Origin of the sequence: Enterobacter sp. Ap-867, assembly GCF_011752855.1 — a bacterium.
Lineage (GTDB): Bacteria > Pseudomonadota > Gammaproteobacteria > Enterobacterales > Enterobacteriaceae > Cedecea.
Genome location: NZ_VWWS01000001.1, coordinates 591,558 through 616,570, shown reverse-complemented (window position 1 = coordinate 616,570; position 25,013 = coordinate 591,558). Strand labels below are relative to the sequence as shown.

20 protein-coding genes are annotated in these 25,013 nt (G+C 53.1%); 3 read left to right on the top strand and 17 right to left on the bottom strand.

The genetic code is table 11. The annotated features are described in order from the left end of the window. Positions 1–12 precede the first annotated feature (12 nt). Genes wcaE through F3J26_RS02770 form a run of 8 tightly spaced genes read right to left on the bottom strand, consistent with a single transcriptional unit; the run spans position 13 to position 8,293 of the window. Complete coding sequence (gene wcaE, locus F3J26_RS02805) at positions 13–765, bottom strand: colanic acid biosynthesis glycosyltransferase WcaE (RefSeq protein WP_166991244.1); 753 nt, start codon at positions 763–765, stop codon at positions 13–15. Next, entirely contained in the window at positions 765–1,997 is a 1,233-nt protein-coding gene (wcaD, locus tag F3J26_RS02800; protein ID WP_166991241.1) for a colanic acid polymerase WcaD, read from the bottom strand. Before wcaD ends, wcaE begins: the two co-directional genes overlap by 1 nt. Beyond that, positions 1,972–3,189, bottom strand: a complete 1,218-nt coding sequence (gene wcaC, locus F3J26_RS02795; RefSeq protein WP_166991237.1) for a colanic acid biosynthesis glycosyltransferase WcaC — start codon at positions 3,187–3,189, stop codon at positions 1,972–1,974. Before wcaC ends, wcaD begins: the two co-directional genes overlap by 26 nt. Then, the gene (gene wcaB, locus F3J26_RS02790; RefSeq protein ID WP_166991234.1) at positions 3,186–3,671 is read right to left on the bottom strand and encodes a colanic acid biosynthesis acetyltransferase WcaB; all 486 of its coding nucleotides are present in this window, start codon (positions 3,669–3,671) and stop codon (positions 3,186–3,188) included. Before wcaB ends, wcaC begins: the two co-directional genes overlap by 4 nt. A 2-nt stretch (positions 3,672–3,673) precedes the next feature. Then, positions 3,674–4,522, bottom strand: coding sequence for a colanic acid biosynthesis glycosyltransferase WcaA (gene wcaA, locus F3J26_RS02785; protein WP_008455089.1), 849 nt, complete (start codon positions 4,520–4,522; stop codon positions 3,674–3,676). Positions 4,523–4,532: 10 nt separating this feature from the next. Then, positions 4,533–6,701, bottom strand: a complete 2,169-nt coding sequence (gene wzc / locus F3J26_RS02780) for a tyrosine-protein kinase Wzc (RefSeq protein ID WP_166991231.1) — start codon at positions 6,699–6,701, stop codon at positions 4,533–4,535. A gap of 2 nt (positions 6,702–6,703) precedes the next feature. Beyond that, on the bottom strand, positions 6,704–7,147 hold the full coding sequence (gene wzb / locus F3J26_RS02775; protein ID WP_166991228.1) for a low molecular weight protein-tyrosine-phosphatase Wzb: 444 nt from the start codon (positions 7,145–7,147) through the stop codon (positions 6,704–6,706). Between the two features lie 6 nt (positions 7,148–7,153). Then, on the bottom strand, positions 7,154–8,293 hold the full coding sequence (locus F3J26_RS02770) for a polysaccharide export protein (RefSeq protein ID WP_166991225.1): 1,140 nt from the start codon (positions 8,291–8,293) through the stop codon (positions 7,154–7,156). A gap of 726 nt (positions 8,294–9,019) precedes the next feature. On the opposite strand from F3J26_RS02770, the gene F3J26_RS02765 reads away from it, so the two are divergent. Beyond that, positions 9,020–10,603 (top strand): TerC family protein, encoded by a 1,584-nt coding sequence (locus F3J26_RS02765; RefSeq protein ID WP_166991222.1) that lies wholly within the window; start codon positions 9,020–9,022, stop codon positions 10,601–10,603. Between the two features lie 30 nt (positions 10,604–10,633). On the opposite strand, the gene asmA is transcribed toward F3J26_RS02765, so the two are convergent. The 3 genes from asmA to udk all read right to left on the bottom strand — a co-directional run bounded on the left by asmA (position 10,634) and on the right by udk (position 13,880). Beyond that, positions 10,634–12,487, bottom strand: a complete 1,854-nt coding sequence (gene asmA, locus F3J26_RS02760; protein ID WP_166991219.1) for an outer membrane assembly protein AsmA — start codon at positions 12,485–12,487, stop codon at positions 10,634–10,636. A gap of 46 nt (positions 12,488–12,533) precedes the next feature. After that, positions 12,534–13,115: a dCTP deaminase gene (dcd, locus tag F3J26_RS02755; RefSeq protein WP_008455101.1), complete on the bottom strand. Its 582-nt coding sequence runs from the start codon at positions 13,113–13,115 to the stop codon at positions 12,534–12,536. Positions 13,116–13,238: 123 nt separating this feature from the next. Then, entirely contained in the window at positions 13,239–13,880 is a 642-nt protein-coding gene (udk, locus tag F3J26_RS02750) for a uridine kinase (protein WP_008455103.1), read from the bottom strand. A gap of 355 nt (positions 13,881–14,235) precedes the next feature. On the opposite strand from udk, the gene F3J26_RS02745 reads away from it, so the two are divergent. Then, positions 14,236–17,568 (top strand): diguanylate cyclase, encoded by a 3,333-nt coding sequence (locus F3J26_RS02745; protein WP_166991216.1) that lies wholly within the window; start codon positions 14,236–14,238, stop codon positions 17,566–17,568. 123 nt (positions 17,569–17,691) lie between these two features. On the opposite strand, the gene F3J26_RS02740 is transcribed toward F3J26_RS02745, so the two are convergent. The 4 genes from F3J26_RS02740 to alkA form a co-directional block, all read right to left on the bottom strand. Continuing rightward, complete coding sequence (locus tag F3J26_RS02740) at positions 17,692–19,590, bottom strand: polysaccharide biosynthesis protein (RefSeq protein WP_166992896.1); 1,899 nt, start codon at positions 19,588–19,590, stop codon at positions 17,692–17,694. 121 nt (positions 19,591–19,711) lie between these two features. Beyond that, the gene (locus tag F3J26_RS02735) at positions 19,712–20,740 is read right to left on the bottom strand and encodes an MraY family glycosyltransferase (protein ID WP_166991213.1); all 1,029 of its coding nucleotides are present in this window, start codon (positions 20,738–20,740) and stop codon (positions 19,712–19,714) included. Further along, a complete protein-coding gene (locus F3J26_RS02730; RefSeq protein WP_166991210.1) occupies positions 20,740–21,684 on the bottom strand; it encodes an NAD-dependent epimerase/dehydratase family protein in 945 nt (314 codons plus the stop codon). Before F3J26_RS02730 ends, F3J26_RS02735 begins: the two co-directional genes overlap by 1 nt. A gap of 156 nt (positions 21,685–21,840) precedes the next feature. Continuing rightward, positions 21,841–22,683, bottom strand: a complete 843-nt coding sequence (gene alkA, locus F3J26_RS02725) for a DNA-3-methyladenine glycosylase 2 (protein WP_166991207.1) — start codon at positions 22,681–22,683, stop codon at positions 21,841–21,843. Positions 22,684–22,844: 161 nt separating this feature from the next. Here alkA and yegD point away from each other — a divergent pair, with 161 nt between their 5' ends. Beyond that, positions 22,845–24,197: a molecular chaperone gene (yegD, locus tag F3J26_RS02720; RefSeq protein WP_166991204.1), complete on the top strand. Its 1,353-nt coding sequence runs from the start codon at positions 22,845–22,847 to the stop codon at positions 24,195–24,197. Between the two features lie 46 nt (positions 24,198–24,243). Here the strand turns inward: yegD and F3J26_RS02715 are convergent, their stop codons facing one another. Together F3J26_RS02715 and F3J26_RS02710 are read right to left on the bottom strand one after the other, a co-directional pair. Further along, positions 24,244–24,540, bottom strand: a complete 297-nt coding sequence (locus F3J26_RS02715) for a helix-turn-helix domain-containing protein (protein ID WP_166991201.1) — start codon at positions 24,538–24,540, stop codon at positions 24,244–24,246. Then, a complete protein-coding gene (locus tag F3J26_RS02710) occupies positions 24,524–24,889 on the bottom strand; it encodes a type II toxin-antitoxin system RelE/ParE family toxin (RefSeq protein WP_166991197.1) in 366 nt (121 codons plus the stop codon). Before F3J26_RS02710 ends, F3J26_RS02715 begins: the two co-directional genes overlap by 17 nt. Between the last annotated feature and the right edge of the window lie 124 nt (positions 24,890–25,013).

The following is a 25,013-nucleotide window of genomic DNA, read 5'->3' as shown; positions in this document are numbered from 1 at the left end:
TTCCTGTGAGCTTTAAGCTTTGTTATAAAGCGCTTTTGCTTTGCCGGTTGTTTTTAACCTGAGTCGGAAAGAGAGTTCGGCAACAAAGCCCGGCACGCGTAATATTTTTCGCTGAACATGTCTCGCATCACGGCACAATTCAATATTGTTAGAGGTAGACACGCCGCCCATTGAAAATTCAGACACCAGCCCTTTGATACGCTTAAAGGCATAGCCGTTTTTATACATTTTTGCCGCCAGCGCGTAATCGGATGAGACTTTATATTGCAGATCGTAGGGATATTTACGCAGTCCAGAGAGCGGGAAAAAGATAGCCTGATGGCTGGCCGGCAGGCTGTGGTAGATATACCAGCCCCGCTTGGCGCTGCGGCGAATTTTATTACCATCACCAAAGTCCAGCAGCGCGTCACCAATCACCATCGCGTCATCGCGCTCGCCTAAGGCTGCCAGCTGATAAATCACCTCGGCAATCTCAGGGTGGAAAGCATCGCCGGAGTTCAGAAAGAGCGCATAGCGCCCCTGCGCCATGGCGATGCCTTTGTTCATCGCGTCGTAAATGCCGCTGTCTTTCTCACTGACAAAGCGCAGGTTGTACTGGCCCTGCAGGCCAGCAAGAAACTCAGCCGTGCCGTCTGGAGAGTTGCCGTCCACCACAATCCATTCGAACTCGATGCCTTTGGCCTGTGCCAGGTGCGCCAGCGATTGCCAGGTCTTCACGACCCCGGCATGGTTACGCCATGCCACTGTAATAACACTTAATAACATTATTGCGCACCTCCTGGCAGCGAATGCTTAATTGCTTTACGCAAAATAAATGGGCAAACAATTAAAAATGCATATTCCGGGCTAAAAATAGAACCGGTAAAGAACAAAGATACAGGCATAAACAACCAAAGCTGAACACGATAATTCTCATTATTGCCAAAGGCAATGCGCATCATTTTCATGACTCGCCACATATAGCCAGCGGTCATTAATACTGCAAACCATGAGAAATAAATAATCAGCAGATACAGTCCATTGTCCACGGTTTTCCCTACATCCGCACCGTTAAATATTCCGAATGATGCGACATATTCATAGAGAGAACCAAACCGTACTACGCCATCAACATTTGCCAGAGAGTAGCCAACCATCGCCAATGGACCAATAATACGGTAATACGATGACGACCCTTCGGTTCCCAAATCACCAACACGGGTTGCGATATAAGGGAAAGCGAATACCAAACCGATTAAAAAAACAGCCAGTGAAATAATTGCCAATGGCAACTTCTTTTTAATGGCGCTTTTATTAAGATATTGAAACGCCCACTCCAGCAGATAAAACAAAATAAACGTCATTACCCCGGAGAAAGATCCTGACAGGATTATCCCTAAAAGAATCATAACATCAGTTTTCGGCGTTTTGATACCAAACTGTTTGATGCTGAGCCAAATTGAGATTAATGCCAGGGCGAAGAAAGCGGGCTCGAAATAGAGCGCCGTAGTGCGCCGTCCACCAAAGCTAATAAAGTTGAGCACGTAACTGTTGCTGTAGATGAGAAACTTTGAAATTTTCTCAATCAGGCTACTGCCGCCGGTCAGAATAATCTGAGCCATTTCCGCCGCCGCCAGCGCCACAATAATGCCCACCACGGCATAGAAAAACCGTAATATCTTGCGGTGATTGCGCTGAGAAATAGTTTTGAATCGGCAGCTCCATGTCATGCCCAATATCAGCACAATATAGACAAACAGCATCATCGAGGTGACATACTTGGCCGGGTCGAGCGACTGGCCAAAAATGTAGTTAAATGCCGTCAGTCCCGCCCCCACACCCAACGCAATCATCAATTTTTTAAGGTTGATGCGCTCGATATACAGAAACAAAATCGCCGGCAGGAAGGTCACGATGGTTATCGGGAAGCTCTCCCCCAGCGAGGCGAGCTTAATGTTCACCACCAGATAGATGAACGGCAGCAGCAGATAGCTACAGACCCTGATAGAACGAGACATATTCCTCCAGCATCTGCTTGCCGCTATAGGCCGTGCGGCTGGCTGCACGGAACGTCGCTAAATCGGTCGCGAAAACCTGCTCTGCCAGCTGCGTTTTTTTAAGCTGCACCAGCGCCAGAACGTGTTCCGGGGTGAAGGTTTTGCCCCCCACTTTACGCAGAACTTCATCCGCGGCCTCGCTGCTCGTCGCCACCACCGGCACGCCGATAGACAGCGCCTCGCATAGGATCAGCGGATAGTTATCCACGCGGGAACTGAACACCAGGCTGTCCATCGTGTTCAGCTCGCTCATCAGCGCGCGCTTGTCGGTCATGTAGCCGTGGTTCACCACGTTAGCGCCTTCAAACGGCGAGAACTTGCCGAAGGTATGCAGCTCAATTTTGTCGCCCAGAGCCATCATTGCCTGTACCAGTTTCTGGTTGGTTTTGCCGTCATAGCGCAGATCGTGGGCCACAATAGCCACGCGGGGCTTCACCGTCGCGACGCCGCTTTCAGGCAGCTCCGCCAGAATCGCCTCGGTGGCGACGTCGATACCGTTATTGATGATGCTGCAGCGCCCGGCACCATAGAGCTGATTAAAAGCTTCGGCGACGTGCTGGCTGGGGGAGATAAACTTGCAGCCCAGCGCCAGCATATCCCGGAACAGCTGGCGCTTGCCCGCCACCTGCTGGTGCGCCTTATCCACTTTGACCGGCGGATAGTTGTTCAGCGTCGGGCATTTAACACAGCCGGTTTTCCAGCCTTCGCAGCCGTCCAGAAAGGCGCAGCGCCCGGTAATGCTCCAGTGATCGTGCAGCGTCCAGACGAAGGTAACATCCGGCTTGTGCGCCTTCACCCGCTGGCAAAACGACACCATTTCGTCCAGGTTCAGCCAATAGCTGTGCACCACATGGAAGTGCAGCACAACCGGCTGTGGGCTGCGAGTGACCCGACGGTAAAGCTTATTCAGATTGCCGAATGGATCGCGGTTCAGAAAACGGAACAGCGCGATATTGGCAACCGACACCAGGCGAGGCGTGTGTTTCTCAACGTCGGGATAAATGTCGTGGCTGGCGCTTTTCTTACCGCCTTTGCCATAGCCATAGATAAAACGTGAGGACAGCCCGGCCAGACGTGCACGCTGGTGCAGATCGAGCGCCACGCCCGCCGCACCACCTTCGGCCAGGCGGACATTAAATTGCATGATGTTCATTGGATCACCTTCACCCGAGCTTTTTCACCGACCACCAGCGCATTGTCCGGCACGCTGTCCAGCACCACGCTGCCCGCGCCTACCGTCACGTTATTGCCGAGGGTGATATCGCCCACAATGATTACGTTAGCGCCCAGCTCAACGCCGTTGCCAATCACCGGGCAGGCGAGACTGTTCCCCCGGTTACCAATGGTGACGCCGTGGCGGATGGTGAAATCATCCCCGACGACGACGAACTTATTGATAACCACCGCATAGCCGTGATGAATAGTGAACCGGCGGCCAATGGTGGCTCCCGCCTGAATTTCATAGCCAAACAGGCATTCGGTAATGAATCGGTAGGCCAGCAGCACGGGCGCAGCCCAAAGGTTGTTGATGACGTTTTTCTTGCGCCACACCGAGCAAAAGTGGGCTACGCGATAGGCCAGCACCATGCAGCACGGGCGCAGGCTCCAGCTATTGGCACGAATATCCTCCAGCACGCTTACCTCCCCCGCAGACTATCGGCCAGGCGCTTGCCGTTGCGCACCGTCAGCAGAGCTAACAGGGTGCGCCACGACATGCGCTTATTGCGGATTTGGTAGAGCGTATACAGCTGATATTTCTTGCTGGCCCGGTCGAACTTGGCTTTGTGCTTGCGGTAAAAGTGGAAATAACCGGCAAATTTCTTGGGGGATTTGGTTATCTGCATTTCGCCGTGATTAACGTGCAGAATTTGGGTCGCCTCTTCCACCTTCCAAGGCTGGCCGAACGCCACCACCATGCGCAGGAAGATGTCGTAATCCTGCGCCGCCTTCAGCTCGGTATCAAACAGGCTGCTTTTAAAGCGTTCGGCGTAGGTAAAGACCTGATTGCCGATGATATTGCGCTTGTAGAACAGCTTCAGGGAATACGGCGACTTCGGGTACAGCGGCAGGCTGGTCGGCTGCGAGTAGACCTGCCCTTCACACAAATAGTCGTTGGCATATAAAAACGCGTGGGTGACCAACTGATTCTGGTGGGACAGAAACACCGACAGCCGGTTCGGCGTCCATTCGTCATCATCATCAATGCCGGTGATAAAGCGCCCTTGCGCCAGCCCAATGGCCTGGTTACGTACCGCACAGGCACCGCTGTTCATGTCGTTGTGAATGTAACGCACCCGAGGATCGCCGAGGTCTGCAACAAACTGCTCCAGCTGCTGGAAGCTGGCGGAGCAGTCATCGACGATGATCATTTCCCAGTGGTCATAATCCTGCCGCAGCACCGAGTTGATGGCGCGAATGGCCAACTGCTGGCGGTTCCACGTCGGCATATATATAGAGATAAGCGGGCGAGTTGCGCTGCTGTTCATGGCTATCACCTTATTTAGCATCCGACTTATATTCGTATTCGTAATACCCGTAATCCTGGTAGCCCGTGGCCCGGCGGAAAATCGAGTTAAGGATCACGCCGCGCACGGCAATGCCGTTCTGCTCAAAGCGGCTCAGGCTGGTTTCCACTTCTTTCAGCGTGTTCACCGCGTAGCGAGCCACCATCAGCGTGGTGCCCGCATGGCGCCCCACAATTGCCGCATCGGTGACGGCCAGAATCGGCGGCGTATCTATCAGCACCAGGTCATAATTTTCACTGGCCCACTTCACCAACTGAGAGAAGCGCTCGTTCATCAACAGCTCGGACGGGTTAGCCGGGACCTGCCCACGTGGGATAAGGTCAAAGTTCGGCACGGAGGTTTTCTGCGCGCAGCGGGTAATATCCCCCTGCCCTGACAGCACATCGGACAGCCCGTTAACGTTGGTGGTCCCCAGCAGTTCGTGGGTATAGCCTTTGCGCATGTCGCAGTCCATCAGCAGCACGCGCTTGTTGGTCTGGCTGATCACCGCCGCGAGGTTGGCGCACACAAAGGTTTTACCGATAGACGGGCTAACGCCGGTGAGCATCAGGACGTTGTTGGGGGCCTGCATCATGGCGAAATGCAGGCTGGTGCGCAGGCTGCGAATGGCTTCAATGGCCAGGTCGGTCGGGTTACCCACCGCCAGCAACTGGCTCTGTTTGAAGCGCTTAGTGCCTTTGACGTTGCGCAGGTTGGCCTGGTCGCGGGTTTTCTGCCATTCGGAGAGCGGAATGCTCGCATACACGCTGAGCCCCGCCTCTTCCAGCACGGTCGGGCTTTCAATGCCGCCGTTAAACAGCGAGCGCAGCAGCACCCCGATCACAGACACAATCAGGCCCAGAATGATGCTGCCCAGCACCACCAGCACGCGCTGAGGTTTAACCATGCCAGGCTGCGTAATCGCCGGGTCGACGATGCGCACATCACCCACCGTACTGGCTTCGGTGATTTTCAGCTCTTGCTGCTTGTTCAACAGCTGCATATAAACCTGCTGCCCGGACTCCACATCGCGGGTCAGGCGAACAATTTCCTGCTGGGTTTTGGGCATCGCGGCGATGCTGTTGGTCAGGCGAGCTTTCTGATCTTCCAGCGTTCGGCGCTGCTCCAGCAACGTGCGGTAGGACGGGTGGGCTTTGGTGTACAGCTTGGAGATTTCAGCTTCTTTGAAGGTCAGCTGATTCAGCTGAGCGTCGATGTTGACCACGGAATCCAGCAGCGATTTCGCCTCCAGAGAAAGATCCACCGAATCCTGGCGCTGACGATAGGCATTCAGTTTGTTCTCTGCGGCATCCAGATTGCGACGCACTTCAGGCAACTGCTCGGCCAGGAACTTCAGGCTTTTGGCGGCCTCTTCAGATTTACGCTGCACGTTCTGCGCCAGGTAGTTGCGGGTGATACTGTCGAGAATGGTGCGGATCTGATCTTTATCCTCCCCGGTGTAGGACAAACTAAGCACGCCGGTATCTTTGCCGTTTTCAGTCACCGTCAGGTTGCCCAGCAGCTGGTTGATCATCCCCAGCGTGGAATACTTCACCACCGTGAAATTGTCACCAGGCTGCGCCTGGATACCCTCCACCTGCATCGTGACGCCCGATTTACTCAGCAGCTTGCCCACTTCCCCTTTGGCGCTAAAGCCATTGTCGCTGGTCAGCTGATACTGTTTATCGCTCAGCACTTCCACGGTAAAGGTGTCTTTGTTCATCGCTGCCGGCAGCGTAAACGTGGTGACATTCACCGTGTCGTTCTGGTGCCCCTGCAGGCGGTCCCAGCCGGCGCCGAACAGCCAGAAGGTATTCTTAGTCACCGAGATGTCCAGATTCAGGTCATCAACGGTTTTCCCCAGCACCATGCGGGACTGGATCAGCTGAATTTCTGCGGCAGACGCCGGTGGCTTATTGCTGAGCGCGGAGCTGATGTCGTTCACCAGCGTGTTACCGGCATTTTGTTCGATTTGCACCAGCGCGTCGGCCTTGTAGACCGGCGTGGCAAACAGGGCATAAACCGCGGCCAGCACGGCAAACAGCCCCGTAATGCCGATCACCCACCAGCGAGCCTCCAGCACGGTGCCAAACAAACGGCCAATATCAATTTCGTCATTGCCCTCGGTCGGGGCGCTCGAACGGCGTACTTTCTCTGTCATTGTTATCCCTGATGAGCGTTGAGTGCGTTAGCCCACTTTTGGGCAGAAAGGTCGAGCATGCTGTAGACCGCTTCGAAGGCGTCACGGCTTTTACGATAGGGGTCAGGAATTTCTCTGCCGGCATCCCAGTGGCCAAACAGCATCACTTTGCCGCGCATTTCGGGTGCCATTTCGCACAGCGTGGTGATGTGGCGTTTTTCCATCGCCAGAATCAGATCGTGCTCCCGGCATAGACGCCCCGAAACCTGGCGGGCTAAATGCCCCTCAAGCGAAAGGTTGTGCCGCCCGGCAACCTCAACAGCACCGGCGTCAGCGCCCTTGCCGACCAGCGCCCCCAGCCCGGCTGAGCTGACGCTAAGCTCCGGGTGGTAACGTTTGAGCAGCCGTTCAGCCATGGGGGAACGGCAGATGTTCCCCACGCAAACCACAAGTATTTTGTTGAACATAGCGCGTTACCAGGTGTGAATATCTTTGGCGGTATCGGTCATGTAACGCACGCCGCTGATGGTTGGCAGAAGCTGGTTGATCAGGCGATTCCAGCGAGAAACTGGGGCGGTAGTGACGTACACCACGTCATACGGCTGGAGCTGGAACTCGGTGCCCATCACCAGCGAAGTCGCATCGGACATATCGAGCTGATAAATGTTGGCAATCTTGCCGTTTTGCTGCGTCTGGCCTTTGAGCGGACGGATCACGAAGATGCCGCTGGCGTTGGACGAGGTGAGATCGATACCTTCGGCCTGGCCAAGCGCCTCGGTAAGCGTCATGCCGCTGAAGTCCATTTTGAGGGTGGTTTGCTTCTTCACTTCCCCCATCACAAACACTTTCAGATCGTCATTACGCGGCACAAACAGAATGTCGCCGGGGTAGAGCAAATGGTTTTGGCTGAGGTCGCCGTTTTGCATCAGCGCCTGCAGAGAAATGCGTTTTTCCTGCCCGTTATGGGTCAGAACGACGTTACGCCAGTCGGCTACTTCGGTTAAACCGCCTGCGGCATTGATCGCGTCAAGGATAGTCAACGGCACGTTAGTGATGGGCTGCTGGCCGGATTTATTGACCTGCCCGGAGATATAGGCTTTTTGCGAGCGGAAGGCAGCGATATTAACGTCCACCTGCGGCTGGGCAATGTACTGCGCAAGACGGCTGGTAATATCGCTGCGAATTTCTGTCAGCGTTTTGCCGGTCACGCTGATTTTGCCCACATACGGATAGAACATGGTGCCATCGGGCTGTACCCAGTTACCGGTGTCGCTTGAACTGCGATATTGCCCCGCTGGCGTGGTGAGTTCCGGATGATCCCAGACCGTGACGTTTAATACATCCCCCGGCCCGACGCGGTACTGGTAATTGGCGATATCTTTATCCAGCCCGGCATTCGGCTGGGCAACCACTGGACGAGGCCTCAGTTGCTCCACCAGTCGCGGCGTTAAAGGATAAACGTTGACCATTCGGTCAAGGTCGAAATCGGCATCCTGTTGTTTGATGACGTCTTTTCCCGACGTAGACATATTGCTGCCGGGAAATATCGTGCAGCCGCTCATCAGGGTGACTGACACCAATAATGGCATCAACTTCAGTTTGTATTTTATCATTGAATATTTATCACTATGGCAGAGTAATTATCCTGAGCGAATAAAACAGGCAAGCAATTAACCGTGAGAACGAAGTGCAGAATTGAACATATTCAGAGAATGAGAAAACTGGCATTATTCCTAAAATAAGCTTATTCCCCGACATTCTGATGACGCCATCACTTGCTGTTATCTGGCCGCATCCGGGCATGCTACCGCCCCTGGCTCACAGTCACCAACCCACTGAAAAAGGTAAATAATCCTAATAACCTGAGATTCTCTAATATCCGAAAGATATTGAAAAAAATGAATCAGGTCTTATGACAATGCTGGGACAAACTATTACTAAACGAGTAATCACACATTCATTGCTAATCATCGCCAAAGATTGTTGCAGCTTAAAACTCAGCAGGCAAGGAGACAAAAGGCTGGAGGCGGACTTTTAAGAATAATATGAACCACGCAATAATAACATTTTAGGATTTTCTTTATATTGACAATAAAAATAATAAGGCAATATCTGGAAAAATATGCAGAACTATCTCATAGCGGTGTATTCATATATAAAATATATAACTCAAATGCTTCTTTAAATATTATCCGCAATAATTTGCCGGGCATTCATTTAATGCTGAAAATTCTATTAGTCATTACGGATTATTCTCAGACAAACATTGCTTTTTGTCCGACAATTATCCATCATTTCCGTGTGGCATTTGCCCGTAAGTTAAAGGCTATAAACCCCGTATGGAATGGATTGCCGACCCCTCAGTCTGGGCCGGGTTAGTTACCCTGGTCGTTTTAGAACTGGTTCTGGGCATTGATAACCTCGTTTTTATTGCCATCCTCGCCGAAAAGCTGCCTCCTAAACTGCGCGATCGTGCCCGCGTCACGGGCTTACTGCTGGCGATGGTTATGCGCCTGCTGCTGCTGGCCTCCATTTCGTGGCTGGTGACGCTTACCCGACCGCTATTCACCCTTCACGACCTTAGCTTTAGCGCCAGGGATCTGATCATGCTGTTGGGCGGTATGTTCCTGCTGTTTAAGGCCACGATGGAGCTGAATGAGCGGCTGGAGGGCAAAGACAGCGAGCATCACACGCAAAAACGGGGGGCCAAATTCTGGCCCGTTGTGGCGCAAATCGTCATCCTTGACGCCGTGTTTTCCCTTGATTCGGTAGTCACCGCCGTTGGCATGGTCGACCATCTGGCGGTCATGATGGTCGCGGTTATCATCGCCATCGGGCTGATGGTGCTGGCCAGCAAGTCGCTGACTCGGTTTGTGAACAGCCACCCGACCATCGTGATTTTGTGCCTGAGTTTCCTGCTGATGATTGGCTTTAGCCTGGTGGCCGACGGCTTTGGCTATCAAATCCCGAAAGGCTATCTCTATGCCGCCATCGGATTCTCGGTGATGATTGAATCACTCAATCAGCTGGCGATATTTAACCGCCGACGTTTTCTTTCCGCAAATCAGTCGCTGCGGGAGCGCACCGCCGAAGCCGTGCTGCGGCTGTTGAACGGTAAGAAAGAAGAAGCGGAACTGGATGCCCAGACCGCCTCACTTATAGCCGACAGCGGCATTAACAGCGATGTTTTTAACCCGCAGGAAACGCGGATGATCGAGCGCGTGCTGCACCTGAACCAGCGCAGCGTCAGCAGTATCATGACCTCCCGCCACGACGTCGAGCATCTGGACATTACCGCCCCGGAAGCCGAGGTTCGCGAACTTCTGAATAAAAACCAGCACACGCGCATCGTGGTCACGGACAATGACGATGACATCCTCGGCGTGGTGCACGTTATCGATTTATTGCAGCAGTCGCTGCACGGCGAAGCGCTGAATATTGCGCCGTTGATTCGTCAGCCGCTGGTTTTCCCGGAGGCATTACCGCTGCTGCAGGCGTTAGAACAGTTCCGTAACGCGCGCACCCATTTTGCTTTTGTCGTCGATGAGTTTGGCTCGGTGGAAGGCATTGTCACCCTGAGCGACGTGATGGAAACCATCGCCGGTAATCTGCCGAACGAAGTGGAAGAGATAGATGCCCGCCACGATATCCAGAAAAATCAGGACGGCAGCTGGACGGCTAACGGCCACATGCCGCTGGACGACCTGGTGCAGTACATCGCCCTTCCCCTGGATGAGAAACGGGAATACCACACCATTGCCGGGTTGCTGATGGAGCATTTGCAGCATATTCCAGCCGAAGGCGAGAGCGTTGAGGTGGGGAATTATTTGCTCAAAACGCTGGAGGTGGTGAATCACAGGGTCAACAAAGTGCAAATCATCCCGCTCGAACAAGACGATAATCTGCTGGATTATGAGGTATAAAAAAACCGGCGAGAGCCGGTTTTTTTGTCGTTAAAGCTTATTCAGTAACTGCTGCGCGTCTTTCGCCTTGTCGCTCTCTTTATGCTTATCCAGCCAGTCATTGAGCCGACGCTTAGCTTCATCCTGCAGCTGCTTACGCAGCACCTGGTCAACCTGCAGCGTGTAATTCAGCTGCTGCCACGGGCCATAAACCCGGAGCGGAACGGCCGTGTTTTTTAGCACTTCAATCAGTTTACTGTCGCTGCCCTGCCAGCCGCCGCCGACTTTAATTGCAAAGTTGGTGTCGCAGACCTCTTTCACCAGATCCATCGTGCCTTCGCCGGTCAGGGACAATACGCTGGACTCACCGACCATCTTCGTCATCGTCAGAAGCCCGTTATCCAGCGACGCAGACGTGGAGAAGTGATCAAGCTCGGTGACGTTCTGAACATTCTGCTGCGCATCCACGCCCTCATTGTTCCGACTGACCGCCTGCTGAATCAGCTGCTGGAAGTTCATCCCCTCGAGGCGGGAATGGGCCAGCTCAAGCTGGGCGTCTCCCTGCCAGTTACTGCGGAAATCCTCCGCATCAAGGCGTTCACCGCTGAAATCACCCGTCATAGAAAACTGCCCGGTTAACGCAATCGGGTAATCAAACGCGGTCAGAATTTTGCCTATCTCAATATTTTTCACCTGCGGCTTGAAGGCAAGCTCAGGCGTCTTGCCGCTGGCATCCAGGAAGCCCGGCAGCGAGAGCGTGCCCTGCCCCAGCTTGCCGTTGAGCTGGTTAATACTGAGTTTACCCTCCTGATTCACCAGCGCGGTCTGCACATCGCTGAACGCCAGGCCGCGCCAGCGCACTTCACCAGCCTTGATATTCAGTACGGCATTAAAATTACGCAGGCTGTGGTAGTTGGTTTCACCCTGTTGTTCGGCAATCACCGGGCCCGGGCGGGACGGTTGCTGAGCCTGCTGGGCCTGTTGGTTAATCAAGGTATCCGCAACGGGCGCATTGGCCACCAGTTTGTCGAGATTGAGCAGGCGAGATTGCAGATCCACCGTCCACTGCGGTTTATCCTGCATCGCCACGCTGACATTGCCCTGTAAATCACTGTCGTTGGCCGTGAGCTGCATATTTGACAGCGAAAGCTGGCTGCCCGTGTTTTTCCAGCCCAGTTGAAGCGAACCCGAGCCGCCGATGCCGCCAGCCGGAAGGTCGGCGCCCTGCAGCTGGTAGTCAATTTGGCTTAACGTGGCGTTGATTTGCTGCGGATAGTCATGGAGATCGACATCTGCGGTGACCGAAAGCGTTAAATCCCGCTGGTCACGGTTGATTTGGCTGCTGAGTTCAATATGCGCCTGGCGCTTATCATCCTGCGTCATTTGCAGGTTAATATTGCGGACGGTGACCTGCTCGTCATTGATATGCTGGAAGACCAGCACGCTGTCGACGACCTTAAGCTTCGCAACATCAAAGGACCAGCCACGCCCGGTATCCGGTTCACTAATGGTGTCTTTTGGCCCTACCGGCGCGTTAGCCGAAAGCTTCGCTTCAGCCTGCGGCGTCATCTGAATCACCGCGCTTTTCAGCATGACCTGGCGAACCTGAAGCTGGTGAGAAAGCAGCGGAATCAGCGCTACATCCAGACGCATATTTTCCGCGCTAACCATTGGCAAACTGGCACCCGGCGCAGTCAGCGACATGCGGCCAGACAAAATACTCAGCTCCGGCCAGACATGCCAGCGCAGCGGCCCTTCCAGCTTAAGGTGATAGCCGCTGCGGGCCTCAACCTGACGAACCATATAACCACGGAAGTCGTTAGGGTTAACCAACAACACGAGTGAGGTCAGGCCGGCTATCAGCACAACCAGCAGAATCATCAACGTGGTTAATAGTCGTCTCATAACATTCTCCATATCATTCGCCAGAGGGCGAACAACTCACTGCAATTCAGTCTTTATCGATACGACTTGCTACCGCACCCTGCTGGTCGCGGTACTTGGCATCCTGGCGGCGATTATAAGGGCGAGCGGCTGGCCCGGAGAGGGGTTCAAAGCTCAGCGCGCCAATCATCATGCCCGGACGCAGCGCCAGCGGCAGCTTCCCTGAATTGTAGAATTCAAGCACGATACAGCCATGCCAGCCCGGATCGATGCGGTGGGCGGTAACGTGTACCATCAGGCCCAGGCGCGCTAACGAGGAACGCCCATCCAGCCAGCCCACAAGGTCGTCCGGCAGCGTGACAGATTCCAGCGTTACAGCCAGCGCCAGTTCACCGGGATGTAGAAAGAAAGCTTCACCTTCTTCCAGCACAATCTCATCACTCATCACGCGCTCTAACGCTTCGGTGACTTCATCTTTAGGGCCGCTGAGATCGATAAAAGGTGCGGTATGCCCGCTAAACGTGCGGAATTTATTGCCGAGGCGCACATCCACGGTGGCACCGTTAATGCGTTCAACCGGAGGACGGGGGGTAATCGCTAAACGGCCATCATCCAGCCAGGCTTCGATATCACGATCGCAAAGGCGCATCGCAGATTCTCCTTATCAATCTCAGTTTACACACACTGCCACAGAGCGTCGACGATAGCCAATTGGCAATGGATGAGGGATTCAACGTAAAAGCGAGCGGCTTACGCGCGCCCGCAAAGGTCTTTATTCAAAGAACTGACTGATTTTGGCTTTCAGAATATCGATTGCGATGCGGTTCTTGCCCCCGCGCGGCACGATAATATCGGCGTATTGTTTGGAAGGCTCAATAAATTGCAGGAACATTGGGCGTACCGTTTTTTGATACTGCGCCATCACGGAGTCCATTGAACGGCCGCGCTCGTTAACGTCGCGCTTCATACGGCGCATCAGGCAGATATCCAGCGGTGTATCAACAAAAATAGAGAAGTTCATTTCCTGGCGCAGGCGCGCATCGGTCAGCAGCAGGATGCCTTCCAGAATGATCACCTTCTTCGGGACCAAATGCACGGTCTGGTCGGTGCGGGTGTGCTCCACGTAGCTATAAACCGGCAGTTCGATAGCTTTGCCGGACTTCAACGTCTGCAAATGCTGGAAAAGCAGGTTGTGGTCCATTGCGCTGGGGTGATCGTAGTTGGTTTTAACACGCTCTTCCATCGACAGATGGCTTTGATCTTTGTAGTAACTGTCTTCTGGAATGACACCAATGTGTTCATCGCCGACTTGCTCGCGCAGTTCACGATACAACGTGCTGGCAATGAGGCTTTTCCCTGAAGCCGATGCGCCGGCTATCCCGATGATGACGCATTGATGAGACTGATCGGTCATATTATTTACGGCCTGAATACGAAAAGTGTTGGAAGGACGACGCGGAGGCGTCAAACGCCGCAATTATAGGGACAACCGCCTTTTGATACCAGTCTCTTACCCCCTGCAATCGTGAAATTACGCGGCAAAGGGCCAACAAAGTGACAAAGGCATGACAGCGCACCATCGCCAGGCAACGGGTAAAGTGGAATTATTTAATTACGTGATTTGACTACGCAATTTCTGACACTCTGTAGGTAAATTCTGACAACCGAGCATAGGAATTGTAAATTGTTTGTACTAGCATAAACCGATTCTTTATTTATATGCATCCGGGCATGACTCCTGGCGGCAGTGTCCAAGCGGATTTGCGGTAATGATTAGAAAAAACAGACAAACAGAAGCCGCCGTCCATTCACTGATACTGCTGGCTGGCTTGGGGTTACTCAGCTTTGTTTTCACCCTCTATTCCCTTGAGCTGACGTTAAAAGGCACCGATCTGGTGCCTATCTGGTTTACCACCTCGGTGATGATGGCGGCATTTTTCCGTTCTCCTTTCCGTCAATGGCCGTTCATTGCCGCCGTCTGTGCACTGGGCAGCATGGCAGCCAGCGCCGCCGTTTTTTCATTTAGCGGTCTGAATATCTCGTTAACCGCAATAAACCTGTTTGAGGCGCTGCTGGGCGCACTTTTGTTACGCCGCTTTTTGCCGCGGAAAAACCCCTTACAAAACCTCAATAACTGGTCACGACTTGCCGTGTGCAGTGCGGTAATCCCTCCGCTGGTCGGCGGCCTGCTGGTGACGCTATTGCCGATACCGGTTGACTCCTCTTCGCTGAAAACCTTCTTTATATGGGTGCTGTCTGAATCCATCGGGGCGCTGGCGCTGATGCCGGCAGGGCTGCTGTTTAAACCTTATTATTTGCTTCGTCACCGCAAAGCGGCCCTGCTGTTCGAAACAGTGGCAACCTTCGCCGTCACGCTGGCACTCAGCTATTTTTCATTAATTTATCTGCCCTGGCCGTTCACTTTTATCATCGTCATTCTGATGTGGAGCGCCATTCGGCTGCCGCGTCTGGAAGCCTTTATTATTTTCCTTGCCACGCTGATGATGGTCTCGGCGATGATAGCCATCGGCAAGCTCCCGATGTTAACGCCCCACCCGCGCGTGCTGGAATATGCGCCGTGGCTGCCGTTTCTGCTGATTCTGCTACCGGCAAACGTCATCACAATGGTGATGTACTCCTCCCGCACAGAGCGTAAACACATCACCGAAAGCGAAACGCGCTTTCGTAACGCCATGGAATACTCGGCTATTGGCATGGCGCTGGTCTCTACCGAGGGCAAATGGCTGCAGGTCAATAAGTCATTATGTAAGTTCCTCGGCTATTCCAGCGAAGAGCTGAGCGATCTCACCTTCCAGCAAATTACCTGGCCCGAAGATTTGAATCTCGATCTTCAGCACCTGAGCAAGCTTGAGGCCGGGCACATCAATAGCTATTCAATGGAAAAGCGCTATTACACCAGCGCGGGCAATGTCGTGTGGGCCATGCTCACGGCGTCCGTTGTGCGTCATACCGACGGCACGCCGCTCTACTACATCGCCCAGATTGAAGACATCAACGACCTGAAGCATACCGAGTGGATCAACAAGCGGCTGATGGAGCGGATTACGCTTGCCAATGAAGCCGGCGGCATCGGCATCTGGGAGTGGGATCTGACCAACGATGTCATCAGCTGGGATAAGCGGATGTTTGAGCTTTACGACGTGCCGCCGCATACCAAACCCACCTACCAGCTCTGGCTGAACAGGCTGGTGAAAGAAGATCTCGCCCACTCGGAAACCGTTATTCGCGAGTCGTTAAAAAATCGCCTGCCGTTTAAGCTTGAATTTCGTATCCATGTCAAAGACGGTATCCGCCATATCCGCTCCCTGGCTAACCGCGTGCTGAATAAGAACGGCGACGTGGAACGGCTGCTGGGCATCAATATGGACATGACCGAAGTTAAGCAGCTCAACGAAGCGCTGTACCAGGAAAAAGAGCGGCTGCACATCACGCTGGACTCGATAGGCGAAGCGGTAATTTGCACCGACGTCGACATGAATGTCTCCTTTATGAACCCGATTGCCGAGAAGCTCAGCGGCTGGGCGCAGGAGGCGGCCATCGGCCAGCACATTCTGGCGATTCTGCGCATCACCTTCGGCGATAACGGCCCGGTGATGGAAAACATACACAGCGGCGATTTTTCCCGGAGCGCTATAGAGCAGGATGTCGTGCTGCATTGCCGCAACGGCGGTAGCTACGACATCCACTACACCATTACGCCGCTGACCACGCTGGACGGCCAAAGCATTGGCTCCGTGCTGGTTATCCAGGATGTGACTGAGTCCCGGAAAATGCTCAAACAGCTGAGCTACAGCGCCTCGCACGATAGCCTGACGCACCTGGCCAACCGGGTAAGCTTTGAGAATCACCTGAAGCGCTTACTGCAGGGTGCGGTTGAACACCGCCAGCGCCATGCCCTGGTGTTCATTGACCTCGACCGTTTTAAAGCCGTAAACGACTCCGCGGGCCATGCCGCAGGTGATGCTTTGCTGCGGGAGCTGGCGGCGATGATGCTGAGTATGCTGCGCACGGGGGATTTCCTTGCTCGCCTCGGCGGCGACGAATTTGGTTTGCTGCTGCCAGATTGTTCCACTGAAAACGCACGTTATATTTCTGAGCGCATCATTCGCAGTATCAACGACTACCACTTTATGTGGGATGGTCGTCTGCACCGCATCGGCGCCAGCGCCGGGATCACGCACATTGACGGCGATAATGCTATCGCGTCTGAAGTGCTCTCCCAGGCCGATATCGCCTGCTACGCCTCGAAGAACAACGGCCGCGGCCAGGTCACGGTTTATGAACCGCATCGCCACTACATGGAGCAAGGGCGAGACACCATGCCCCTCGACGAGCAGTGGCAGGTGATCAAAGACAATCCCATGCTGATGATAGCGATGGCGATTGCGCCGCCGCGCATCCCGGAATCGACCTGTTTCTATCTCCTGACCCTGCGCTTCTGGGGCAACGAAGGGGACGTTATCAATGAACCCGCATTCCGCTCAGGCCTCGCCGACCCGGCACTTCACCATGCGCTGGATCGCCGCGTATTTAGCGAATTTTTTGACAAGTATGCCGCTCAGGTCGCTATGAAAGGTTTTGGCGTCGCGCTGCCCGTTTCCGGTGCGGGCCTGGTCAGCGACACCTTCGTCAATGAGCTGCTGGAACAGCTTTCCTCCCGCACAATGCCGGCCCGTCTGCTGCACCTGACGATTCAAAGCAGCGACTTGCTCGCCGAACCACAGCGCGCTTATGCCAACCTGAAACGGCTGCGCAAAGCCGGTTGCCGCATGGTGCTGAGCCACGTTGGGCGCGATCTGGAACTGTTTAATACCCTGAGCCATCATCTGTTCGACTACGTGATGTTAGACCCGGACCTGATTCTCAACGTGCACTGTAATCTGATGGACGAAATGATGGTGACGATTGTGCATGGTCACGCCCAACGCATGGCGCTGCAAACTATCGCCGGTCCGGCGGATATGCCTCTGGTAATGGATACGCTGTCGGGCATTGGCATTGATTTAATCTATGGGGAAACCATCGCCCAGCCGCAGCCGCTGGAGCTGCTGCTGACGAATAGTTACTTTGGCATTAACTGACCGGCCCCACCCCAATAAAAAAACCCCTGTCCGGTTGACCGATTCAGGGGTTTTTATTTAGCGTCTGCCAGCCAGAACTGGCTTAGTCACCGCTGAGTTCAGCTCGTGACCTTCATCCTGACTTTAATTGGGCATATCGCAGGGAGCATTTTTCCATACGATATCGCAAATATCATCGCTAGGATTAAAGCCTGTAGGCGCCTTGAGCAAAATGGAACGAATGGTATCCATGTCATAATGTCCACAGGCGTCGTTCATGTCGGTGAGATAAACGTTAAGCTCCTCCCATGAAAGCTTCACTTCACTGGCGGCCATGATTCGTGGGTGCTGCGTCGTCATCACATTGTCACCAATGAGGAGTTCCTCAAAGAGCTTCTCACCTGGTCTCAATCCGGTGGTTTTAATCTCAATATCACCCTCCGGATTCGAATCATCACGTAAGGTAAAGCCACTTAAAGAAACCATACGCTCTGCCAGGTCGATGATTTTTACCGGATCGCCCATATCGAGGACAAAAACGTCTCCGCCGTTGCCCATCGCACCAGCCTGTATAACCAGCTGCGCGGCCTCTGGAATCGTCATGAAGTAGCGAATAATGTCCGGGTGTGTCAACGTAATTGGCCCCCCTTTAGCTATCTGCTTTTCAAAGAGTGGCACAACAGAACCAGAAGACCCCAGCACATTACCAAATCTCACCATGCTAAAGCAGGTACCTGACTGCTGTACCGCCAATGCCTGCAGCACAAGCTCCGCCATGCGTTTTGTTGCCCCCATCGTGTTGGTCGGGCGAACAGCTTTATCCGTAGAGATCAATACAAATTTCGGGACACCGCAGCGGATTGCTGCCTGTGCACAGGCCAGCGTACCAAAGACGTTATTTCTGACGCCATCTGCAACGTTATACTCGACTAAAGGAACGTGTTTATAAGCCGCGGCGTGGTAGATAGTTTCGATACCGAAACTCCCGATAACCCGCTCCAGATGAGCCTGGTTTTGCACATTACCCAGCACAGGATAGAGTTTGATCGTCAATCCCTTGCTCTTGATCATCTCAGATAATTCGCGCTCGATAGCGTAAAGCGAAAACTCAGAGATCTCATAGAGAACTAACGCTTTCGGCCCGTTCAGAATAATCTGGCGACAAAGTTCTGAGCCGATGGATCCACCCGCCCCTGTCACCATGACCGACTTATCCTGGATATTCCGGGCAATTAACTCAGGTACAGGCGCCACGGGGTCACGTCCTAAAAGGTCGGTAATAGAGACTTTTTTCAGCGTAGCAATGCTGGCTTTCCCTTCCACCAGGTCAACCATCCCGGGAATAGAAAGCACCTCACAGGGGAGACCTTCCAGCTTTTTCATCACTTCGCTTTTACGGGAGCGGCTCAAGCTTGGCATGGCCAACAAGATTTTTTGGACCTCGTACTTCTCGACTAACCAGGCGAGCTTTTCAGGCGAGTAAACCGTCACACCATGCATAACGGTTTTTTGTAGACGAGGATTATCGTCAACAAAAGCAATCGGGTAATACTCAGACGCCTGGCTTAAGGCAGGCAGTAACTGGCAGCCTGATGCACCTGCACCGTAGATAATGACCTTGGTTCCCAGTTTTAATCCATGGTTGACCAGCATTCTTAACGCCAGCCTGGAGCCTGTAACCAACAGTAAACCAAAGGAAAAATAGATAAATGGGATGGTGCGAGGCAAATAGATATTTGTATAAAATGCGGTCACGATAAGCAAGATGGACGACGCCACCATACCCACCGCAACCGAGACCAAAACTTTAGCCGTAATATATCGAATAACAGCACGATAGAGGCCAAGTCTGACAAAGAAGCCTAGCGTGACCAGAATAATCGACAGAATCAGTAACCAGTGCGGCCCACTTGTCAGAGGTGTCAGGGCATCAATACGCACCCAGAAAGAGAACCAGAAAGCACACAACAGCAGCACAACATCAATTGCCAGCGTAATAATTCTTTTTACCGGTCTTGGTAAAGCAAGCAGAAACGTAAGCATATTTGCAATAGAACAGGACACCTGTCCACCAACCTGTTGTTATAAAGTGAAATTTTTACTGAGCACTCGCTGATACAACTAAATATATATCAGTGGTGCCCGTAACCCTGCTTTATGGCTGTTAGCCCTTATCCTTTACGCCAGCTCCGCAGCGCCACGCGACAATCACAACCGGAGCCCAGGCTATCGCTAATCCTACCACTCCTGTAATGGCACCCGCTGCAATCAACATGGCAAAAGGGGTTAACCAGATAAGATTGACGCACAGCGCACCAAGAGTAACGGGCTTATGGCTACTATATTTTCTTGCAAGTATCTGGTAGCCATGGCTTGCGTGAGCTTCGTACACCTTTTTGCCTGCCAGCAAACGGCGCAGTAACGTTAAGGTAGCATCTACGATAAAAACGCCAAGTAAACACATCTCGGCAAGGAAAAGTTTGCTATCAAGCAGGCCAATATGAAGAGCCAGTAAGCCGATGGTTATTCCCAGAAAGCCACTTCCGGCATCGCCCATGAAAATTTTTGCGTTCGGGAAATTCCAGAAGATAAAACCGAGCGCGGCAGCCCCCAGCAGCAAAACGCTAAGCGATGCGTCTGACCCCAAAGCATCAGGCACAGCAATCCAGACAATCAGCAGAGATGAAAGGGAAAAAACAATCGCCTCCATGCTCGCCAGCCCATTAATGCCATCCATAAAGTTATAAAGATTCAGCATCCATACCAGATAGACTAATCCGAAAACCATCCCAATCCATCCGGCAGAGAAGGTGTAGCCGAAAAGCTCGATCGCAGGAAAGTTTCCAAGAAAGAAAAGCCCTGCTGCGGCGGCCAGGAAGTGCATCAGTAATCGCCAGCGAGCCGCAATGTGCCCATGGTCGTCAAGAAAACCGACCACCGCGGTAATTCCGCCGGCAACAATCAGCGAGAACATCGTCGAGTATGAAATGAGCTGAAGGAGGGACAGCGCAATCAACCCAACCATAAGACTGATAACAATGGCCACACCGCCACCACGAGGCGTCGGTATAGAGTGAGAGCTACGTTGATTCGGTATATCAATAACGTTGTTTTTTAACGCATAGGCTCGTAGGCACCAGGTCAGAATAAATGAGAGAATAAAAACGACTACGGCCACAATTAATGCCTGCATTACTGAGCGTCCTTTGAATAATATTTTGCTGCTTTTTCCATCGTTTCGGAAAGCGTAACGGGTTGCTGCCAACCCAACAGCTCGGAGGCGTAGGAGGCATCAATATCCAATGAGCCATAGAGCTGCTCATAAATGCTTTGCTTCCCTGTTAGCATCAGTAAAACCTTCAATATAGCCGCTGGAAACCAAAAGACACGAGGAGATTTGTTCATTCCACCCGCGAATGATCGAACAATATCTTCCGTGGTGGGTTTATCTTTATCGGCGAGAACAAAAAGCTGATTTTTTGAACGAGGATCGTTCAGGCAAGTGGCAATAAAGCTGACAACGTTTTCCAGAGAAACCATGCTTCGCTTGTTTTTTATTCCTTTGAAAGGAAGTGGCAGCCCACTGGCAACCAGTTTTAACAAACGCCGAATATTGCCCGGTGCATTTTCGCCACAGATAAGCGCCGGGCGAATCACCGTAATCGCCATTGGGCCTGAAGAAAATGCTTCGTTCAGCTTTTGCTCAGCTTCAAATTTAGAAATCGCATAATCTGAGACAGGCTTAGGTATTGATTTTTCGTTAAATGGCGTATGAGTAGTGGCATTGCCATTTACGCCAATAGAACTGATGAAAATAAAATGGTTGACCCCTGCATTTAACGCGTCGTGAGCAAGCTTTAAGGTTGCGTCACAGTTAACCTGCCGAAACGCCGAGAGTTTATCCGCAGCTGAATCTTTTAAGATATGAGCCCGACCGGCGGTATGCACGACGGCATCACACCCTTCAAGCACCGGGGACCAGTCCGTTGTTGCCGAAATATCGCCGATATCAACCAGTCCAGCAGTATTCTGCGAGCCACGACGAGTTGTGCCGACGACTTCATACCCCAATTCCCTGAGCGTTGTAACCAAGCGACTCCCCACGAAACCCGTGGCCCCTGTAACTAAAACTCTCACATTCGACCCTTATAATCCGTTCATCTGAATTAAAAATGAAACTCATTCAGTAATATTAATTTAAATATAAAATTCAGACACCACTTTTATATCGGGATTTTCTTACTAATAAAGGTCGGTTACAAGTTCAAATATCGTAGCATATAATCCTGTGAGTCAGTCTGGCGTCCAGCCGTCGCTATACCAGATGTGTAACAGCGCGTAGGAGCGCCAGGGCTGCCAGCGCTCGGCGTAGCGGCGGATTTGTGCAGGCGTCATATCAGGAAAGCGCTGTTTAATCAGGTAATCGTCCGGCAGGAAAACGTCGCTGGCCTGCCAGCCGCGCAGGGCGAAATAGTTGGCTGTCCAGCGCCCGATACCGGGCAATGCTATCAGGGTTTTTATTCCCTGCTCCAAATCATCGGGTAGCTGCAGCGGAAACTGCCCTTTCACCACCTCTCCGGCAAGATGCACAATAGCCTCAGCACGCTTAAGCGACATGCCTAAAGATTTCAGCTGTTGAACATCGCAGTTTGCCAGCGTCCTGGCATCCGGAAACAGATACCAGCCCTCGTGACTTTCAAGCTTCCCTCCGAAGGTCTTTGCCACTTTGCCGGTCAATTTTGCCGCCATCGCCACGCTAACCAGTTGCCCAAGAATGGCCCGAATGGCCTGTTCGAACGGGTCCATACATCCCGGCAGACGCAGGCCGGGCCGGGCTGCCGCCAACGTGCCCAGGCTGCTTAATACCTGCTGCGGATCCTTGTCCAAATCCAGTAAGTTCTTCACGCGCTGTAAAACTTCGTCTGCCACAGGCTGCAGGCCGTCGCTTAGCGTCACATTGAGGCAAAGATTTTTCTCGTCTGGTTCAAGCGTCACCAGCCCGGCATATTCTCCCAGCGCGAAGCTGCGCTGATAGCGACTGGCGGTAACAACTTCCACGCCCTCCACGGCACGTCCCCGTAAAAAACCAAGGATCCAGGACCAGTCATAGGGCGGTTGATAGCTAAGGGTGTACATAAATAATCCTGAAGAGAATGAGGGCATTAGGCAGACAACACTGCTTATTTAGCATACCGCCAAATGCCGATTTCTGCCTTGCTTTCATATTCAGTTGCCCACGGACCGGCATTCCGCTAAAGTCGCCCCCCTTCTCACTGGCATGGGGATAATCAACGAAAATGAAAATCGGTTTTGACTACGGGACGGCGAACTGCTCGGTCGCCATTACGCGCGACGGAAAACCACAGCTGCTGGAGATGGAGAACGGCTCATCGCTGCTGCCTTCTATGCTCTGTGCACCGACGCGTGAAGCGGTGAGCGAGTGGCTCTTCCGTCACCACGAAGTTCCGGCTACGGGAAGCGAGACCCAGGCACTGCTGCGCCGTGCGGTGAGCTACAACCGCGAAGAAGACATTGATGTGCTGCCCGGCAGCGTAAAATTTGGCTTAAGTTCTCTTGCCCAGTACATGGAAGATCCGGAAGAGGTTTACTTCGTTAAATCGCCAAAGTCCTTCCTCGGCGCCACCGGCCTGAAACCGCAGCAGGTCGCGCTGTTTGAAGATCTGGTCTGCGCGATGATGCTGCACATCCGCAAACAGGCGGAAAACCAGCTGGAAGGGACCATCGACCAGGCCGTGATTGGCAGGCCGATTAACTTCCAGGGACTGGGCGGGGAAGATGCTAACCAGCAGGCTCAGGGGATTCTGGAACGCGCCGCGCACCGCGCTGGCTTCCGCGACGTGGTGTTTCAGTTTGAACCCGTAGCCGCGGGGCTGGATTTTGAAGCCACGCTACAGGAAGAAAAGCAGGTGCTGGTGGTCGACATTGGCGGCGGCACCACCGACTGCTCGGTACTGCTGATGGGGCCTGACTGGCACCAGCGCCGCGACCGTGAACAAAGCCTTCTGGGCCACAGCGGCTGCCGCGTGGGCGGTAACGATCTGGATATTATGCTGGCATTTAAACAGCTGGCTCCGCTGCTTGGTATGGGCGGCCAGACGGAAAAAGGCATCGCGCTGCCGGTATTACCCTGGTGGAACGCCGTCGCGATTAACGATGTCCCGGCTCAGAATGACTTCTACAGCGCGGCTAACGGCCGCTCGCTCAATGAGCTGGTGCGGGACGCGCGCGAGCCGGAAAAGGTGGCGTATCTGCAGAAAGTCTGGCGTCAGCGTCTGAGCTATCGCCTTGTCAGGGCGGCAGAAGAGAGCAAGATTGCGCTCTCCAACAGCCAGCAGGTTTCAGCATTGCTGCCGTTTATTGCCAAAGACGTAGGCTGCGACATCAGCCAGCAAGCGCTGGAAACCGCTATCAGCCAGCCGCTACAGCGCATCATGGAACAGGTCACGCTGGCGATGGACAACAGCCAGGCTAAACCTGAGGTTATTTACCTGACCGGCGGCAGCGCTCGTTCTCCGCTGCTGCGCCATGCGCTCGCCCAGCAGTTGCCTGATATTCCGATTGCCGGAGGGGATGACTTTGGCTCGGTGACGCAGGGGCTTGCCCGTTGGTCAGACGTGGTTTTCAGATAATCACGTTCAAACATACCGCTCAAACCGCAGGCCTCCTGCGGTTTTTTTATATCTGGAAACGCCGGTCGCTTTCTGGAAACTCCAGATGCAGCGAAAGTTTACCGCCCAGCGCCTCAACGTAGCGCTTCAGCGTGAGCACTTTGAGATCGTTACCGCGTTGTTCAATCGCGGCGATTGCCGGCTGGGAAACCCCCATTTTTTGCGCCACTTGTTTTTGAGAAAGTCCCTGCTGCTCACGTACCAGCTGCAATCCCGTTTCCAGAATTAAGACTTCGGTCATTGCGCGGATCTCGGCCTGCTCTTCCGCCGAAAACCCCGCCATCACTTCAGTTAACGTTTTCATTTTCATCTTCCAGTTCTGCCAGGTGATGCGCAAACTGCGCATCGGCCACTTTTATCTGCGCCTGATAAAAACGCGTATCGTTTGATTGGTCTCCACCACACAGCACAACGGCTCTGCGATGCGGGTCAAAAGCAAAAAAGATCCGATATGGCTTGACGCGCCATAGCAAACGTAATGCCTTCATATTGGGATAGCGAGATCCCTTTACCGTGTCCGCCTGCGGGCGGCTTAAAGCCGGCCTCCAGAACTCAATATTGCCGAAGGCCGCCCCAAGTCGTTTGCGGAGCTCTACGGGCTGGGCCTGATACCAAAAGTAGAAAGAGTCGGTAAATATCGCGCGCCAGATCATCACTCACCTCATAAACTATAGGTTATATTTAAAATATAAACCACAGCTTATTTCTCGCTTCGTGATATGACTACTCCTGGGACTGAAACTTGCGTGACGCCTCGGAAAACGTTTTGGGAAAAAC

Bases quoted from the DNA above. Each gene is read 5' to 3' on its own strand.
- yegD (WP_166991204.1), top strand. From the start codon at position 22,845: ATGAAAATCGGTTTTGACTACGGGACGGCGAACTGCTCGGTCGCCATT.
- F3J26_RS02765 (WP_166991222.1), top strand. From the start codon at position 9,020: ATGGAATGGATTGCCGACCCCTCAGTCTGGGCCGGGTTAGTTACCCTG.
- wcaA (WP_008455089.1), bottom strand. From the start codon at position 4,522: ATGAACAGCAGCGCAACTCGCCCGCTTATCTCTATATATATGCCGACG.
- wzb (WP_166991228.1), bottom strand. From the start codon at position 7,147: ATGTTCAACAAAATACTTGTGGTTTGCGTGGGGAACATCTGCCGTTCC.
- dcd (WP_008455101.1), bottom strand. From the start codon at position 13,115: ATGCGCCTTTGCGATCGTGATATCGAAGCCTGGCTGGATGATGGCCGT.
- F3J26_RS02715 (WP_166991201.1), bottom strand. From the start codon at position 24,540: ATGAAAACGTTAACTGAAGTGATGGCGGGGTTTTCGGCGGAAGAGCAG.
- wcaC (WP_166991237.1), bottom strand. From the start codon at position 3,189: ATGAACATCATGCAATTTAATGTCCGCCTGGCCGAAGGTGGTGCGGCG.
- udk (WP_008455103.1), bottom strand. From the start codon at position 13,880: ATGACCGATCAGTCTCATCAATGCGTCATCATCGGGATAGCCGGCGCA.
- wcaD (WP_166991241.1), bottom strand. From the start codon at position 1,997: ATGTCTCGTTCTATCAGGGTCTGTAGCTATCTGCTGCTGCCGTTCATC.
- F3J26_RS02735 (WP_166991213.1), bottom strand. From the start codon at position 20,740: ATGCAGGCATTAATTGTGGCCGTAGTCGTTTTTATTCTCTCATTTATT.
- asmA (WP_166991219.1), bottom strand. From the start codon at position 12,487: ATGAGACGACTATTAACCACGTTGATGATTCTGCTGGTTGTGCTGATA.
- wcaE (WP_166991244.1), bottom strand. From the start codon at position 765: ATGTTATTAAGTGTTATTACAGTGGCATGGCGTAACCATGCCGGGGTC.
- F3J26_RS02740 (WP_166992896.1), bottom strand. From the start codon at position 19,590: ATGCTTACGTTTCTGCTTGCTTTACCAAGACCGGTAAAAAGAATTATT.
- F3J26_RS02770 (WP_166991225.1), bottom strand. From the start codon at position 8,293: ATGATAAAATACAAACTGAAGTTGATGCCATTATTGGTGTCAGTCACC.
- F3J26_RS02710 (WP_166991197.1), bottom strand. From the start codon at position 24,889: ATGATCTGGCGCGCGATATTTACCGACTCTTTCTACTTTTGGTATCAG.
- F3J26_RS02745 (WP_166991216.1), top strand. From the start codon at position 14,236: ATGATTAGAAAAAACAGACAAACAGAAGCCGCCGTCCATTCACTGATA.
- alkA (WP_166991207.1), bottom strand. From the start codon at position 22,683: ATGTACACCCTTAGCTATCAACCGCCCTATGACTGGTCCTGGATCCTT.
- wzc (WP_166991231.1), bottom strand. From the start codon at position 6,701: ATGACAGAGAAAGTACGCCGTTCGAGCGCCCCGACCGAGGGCAATGAC.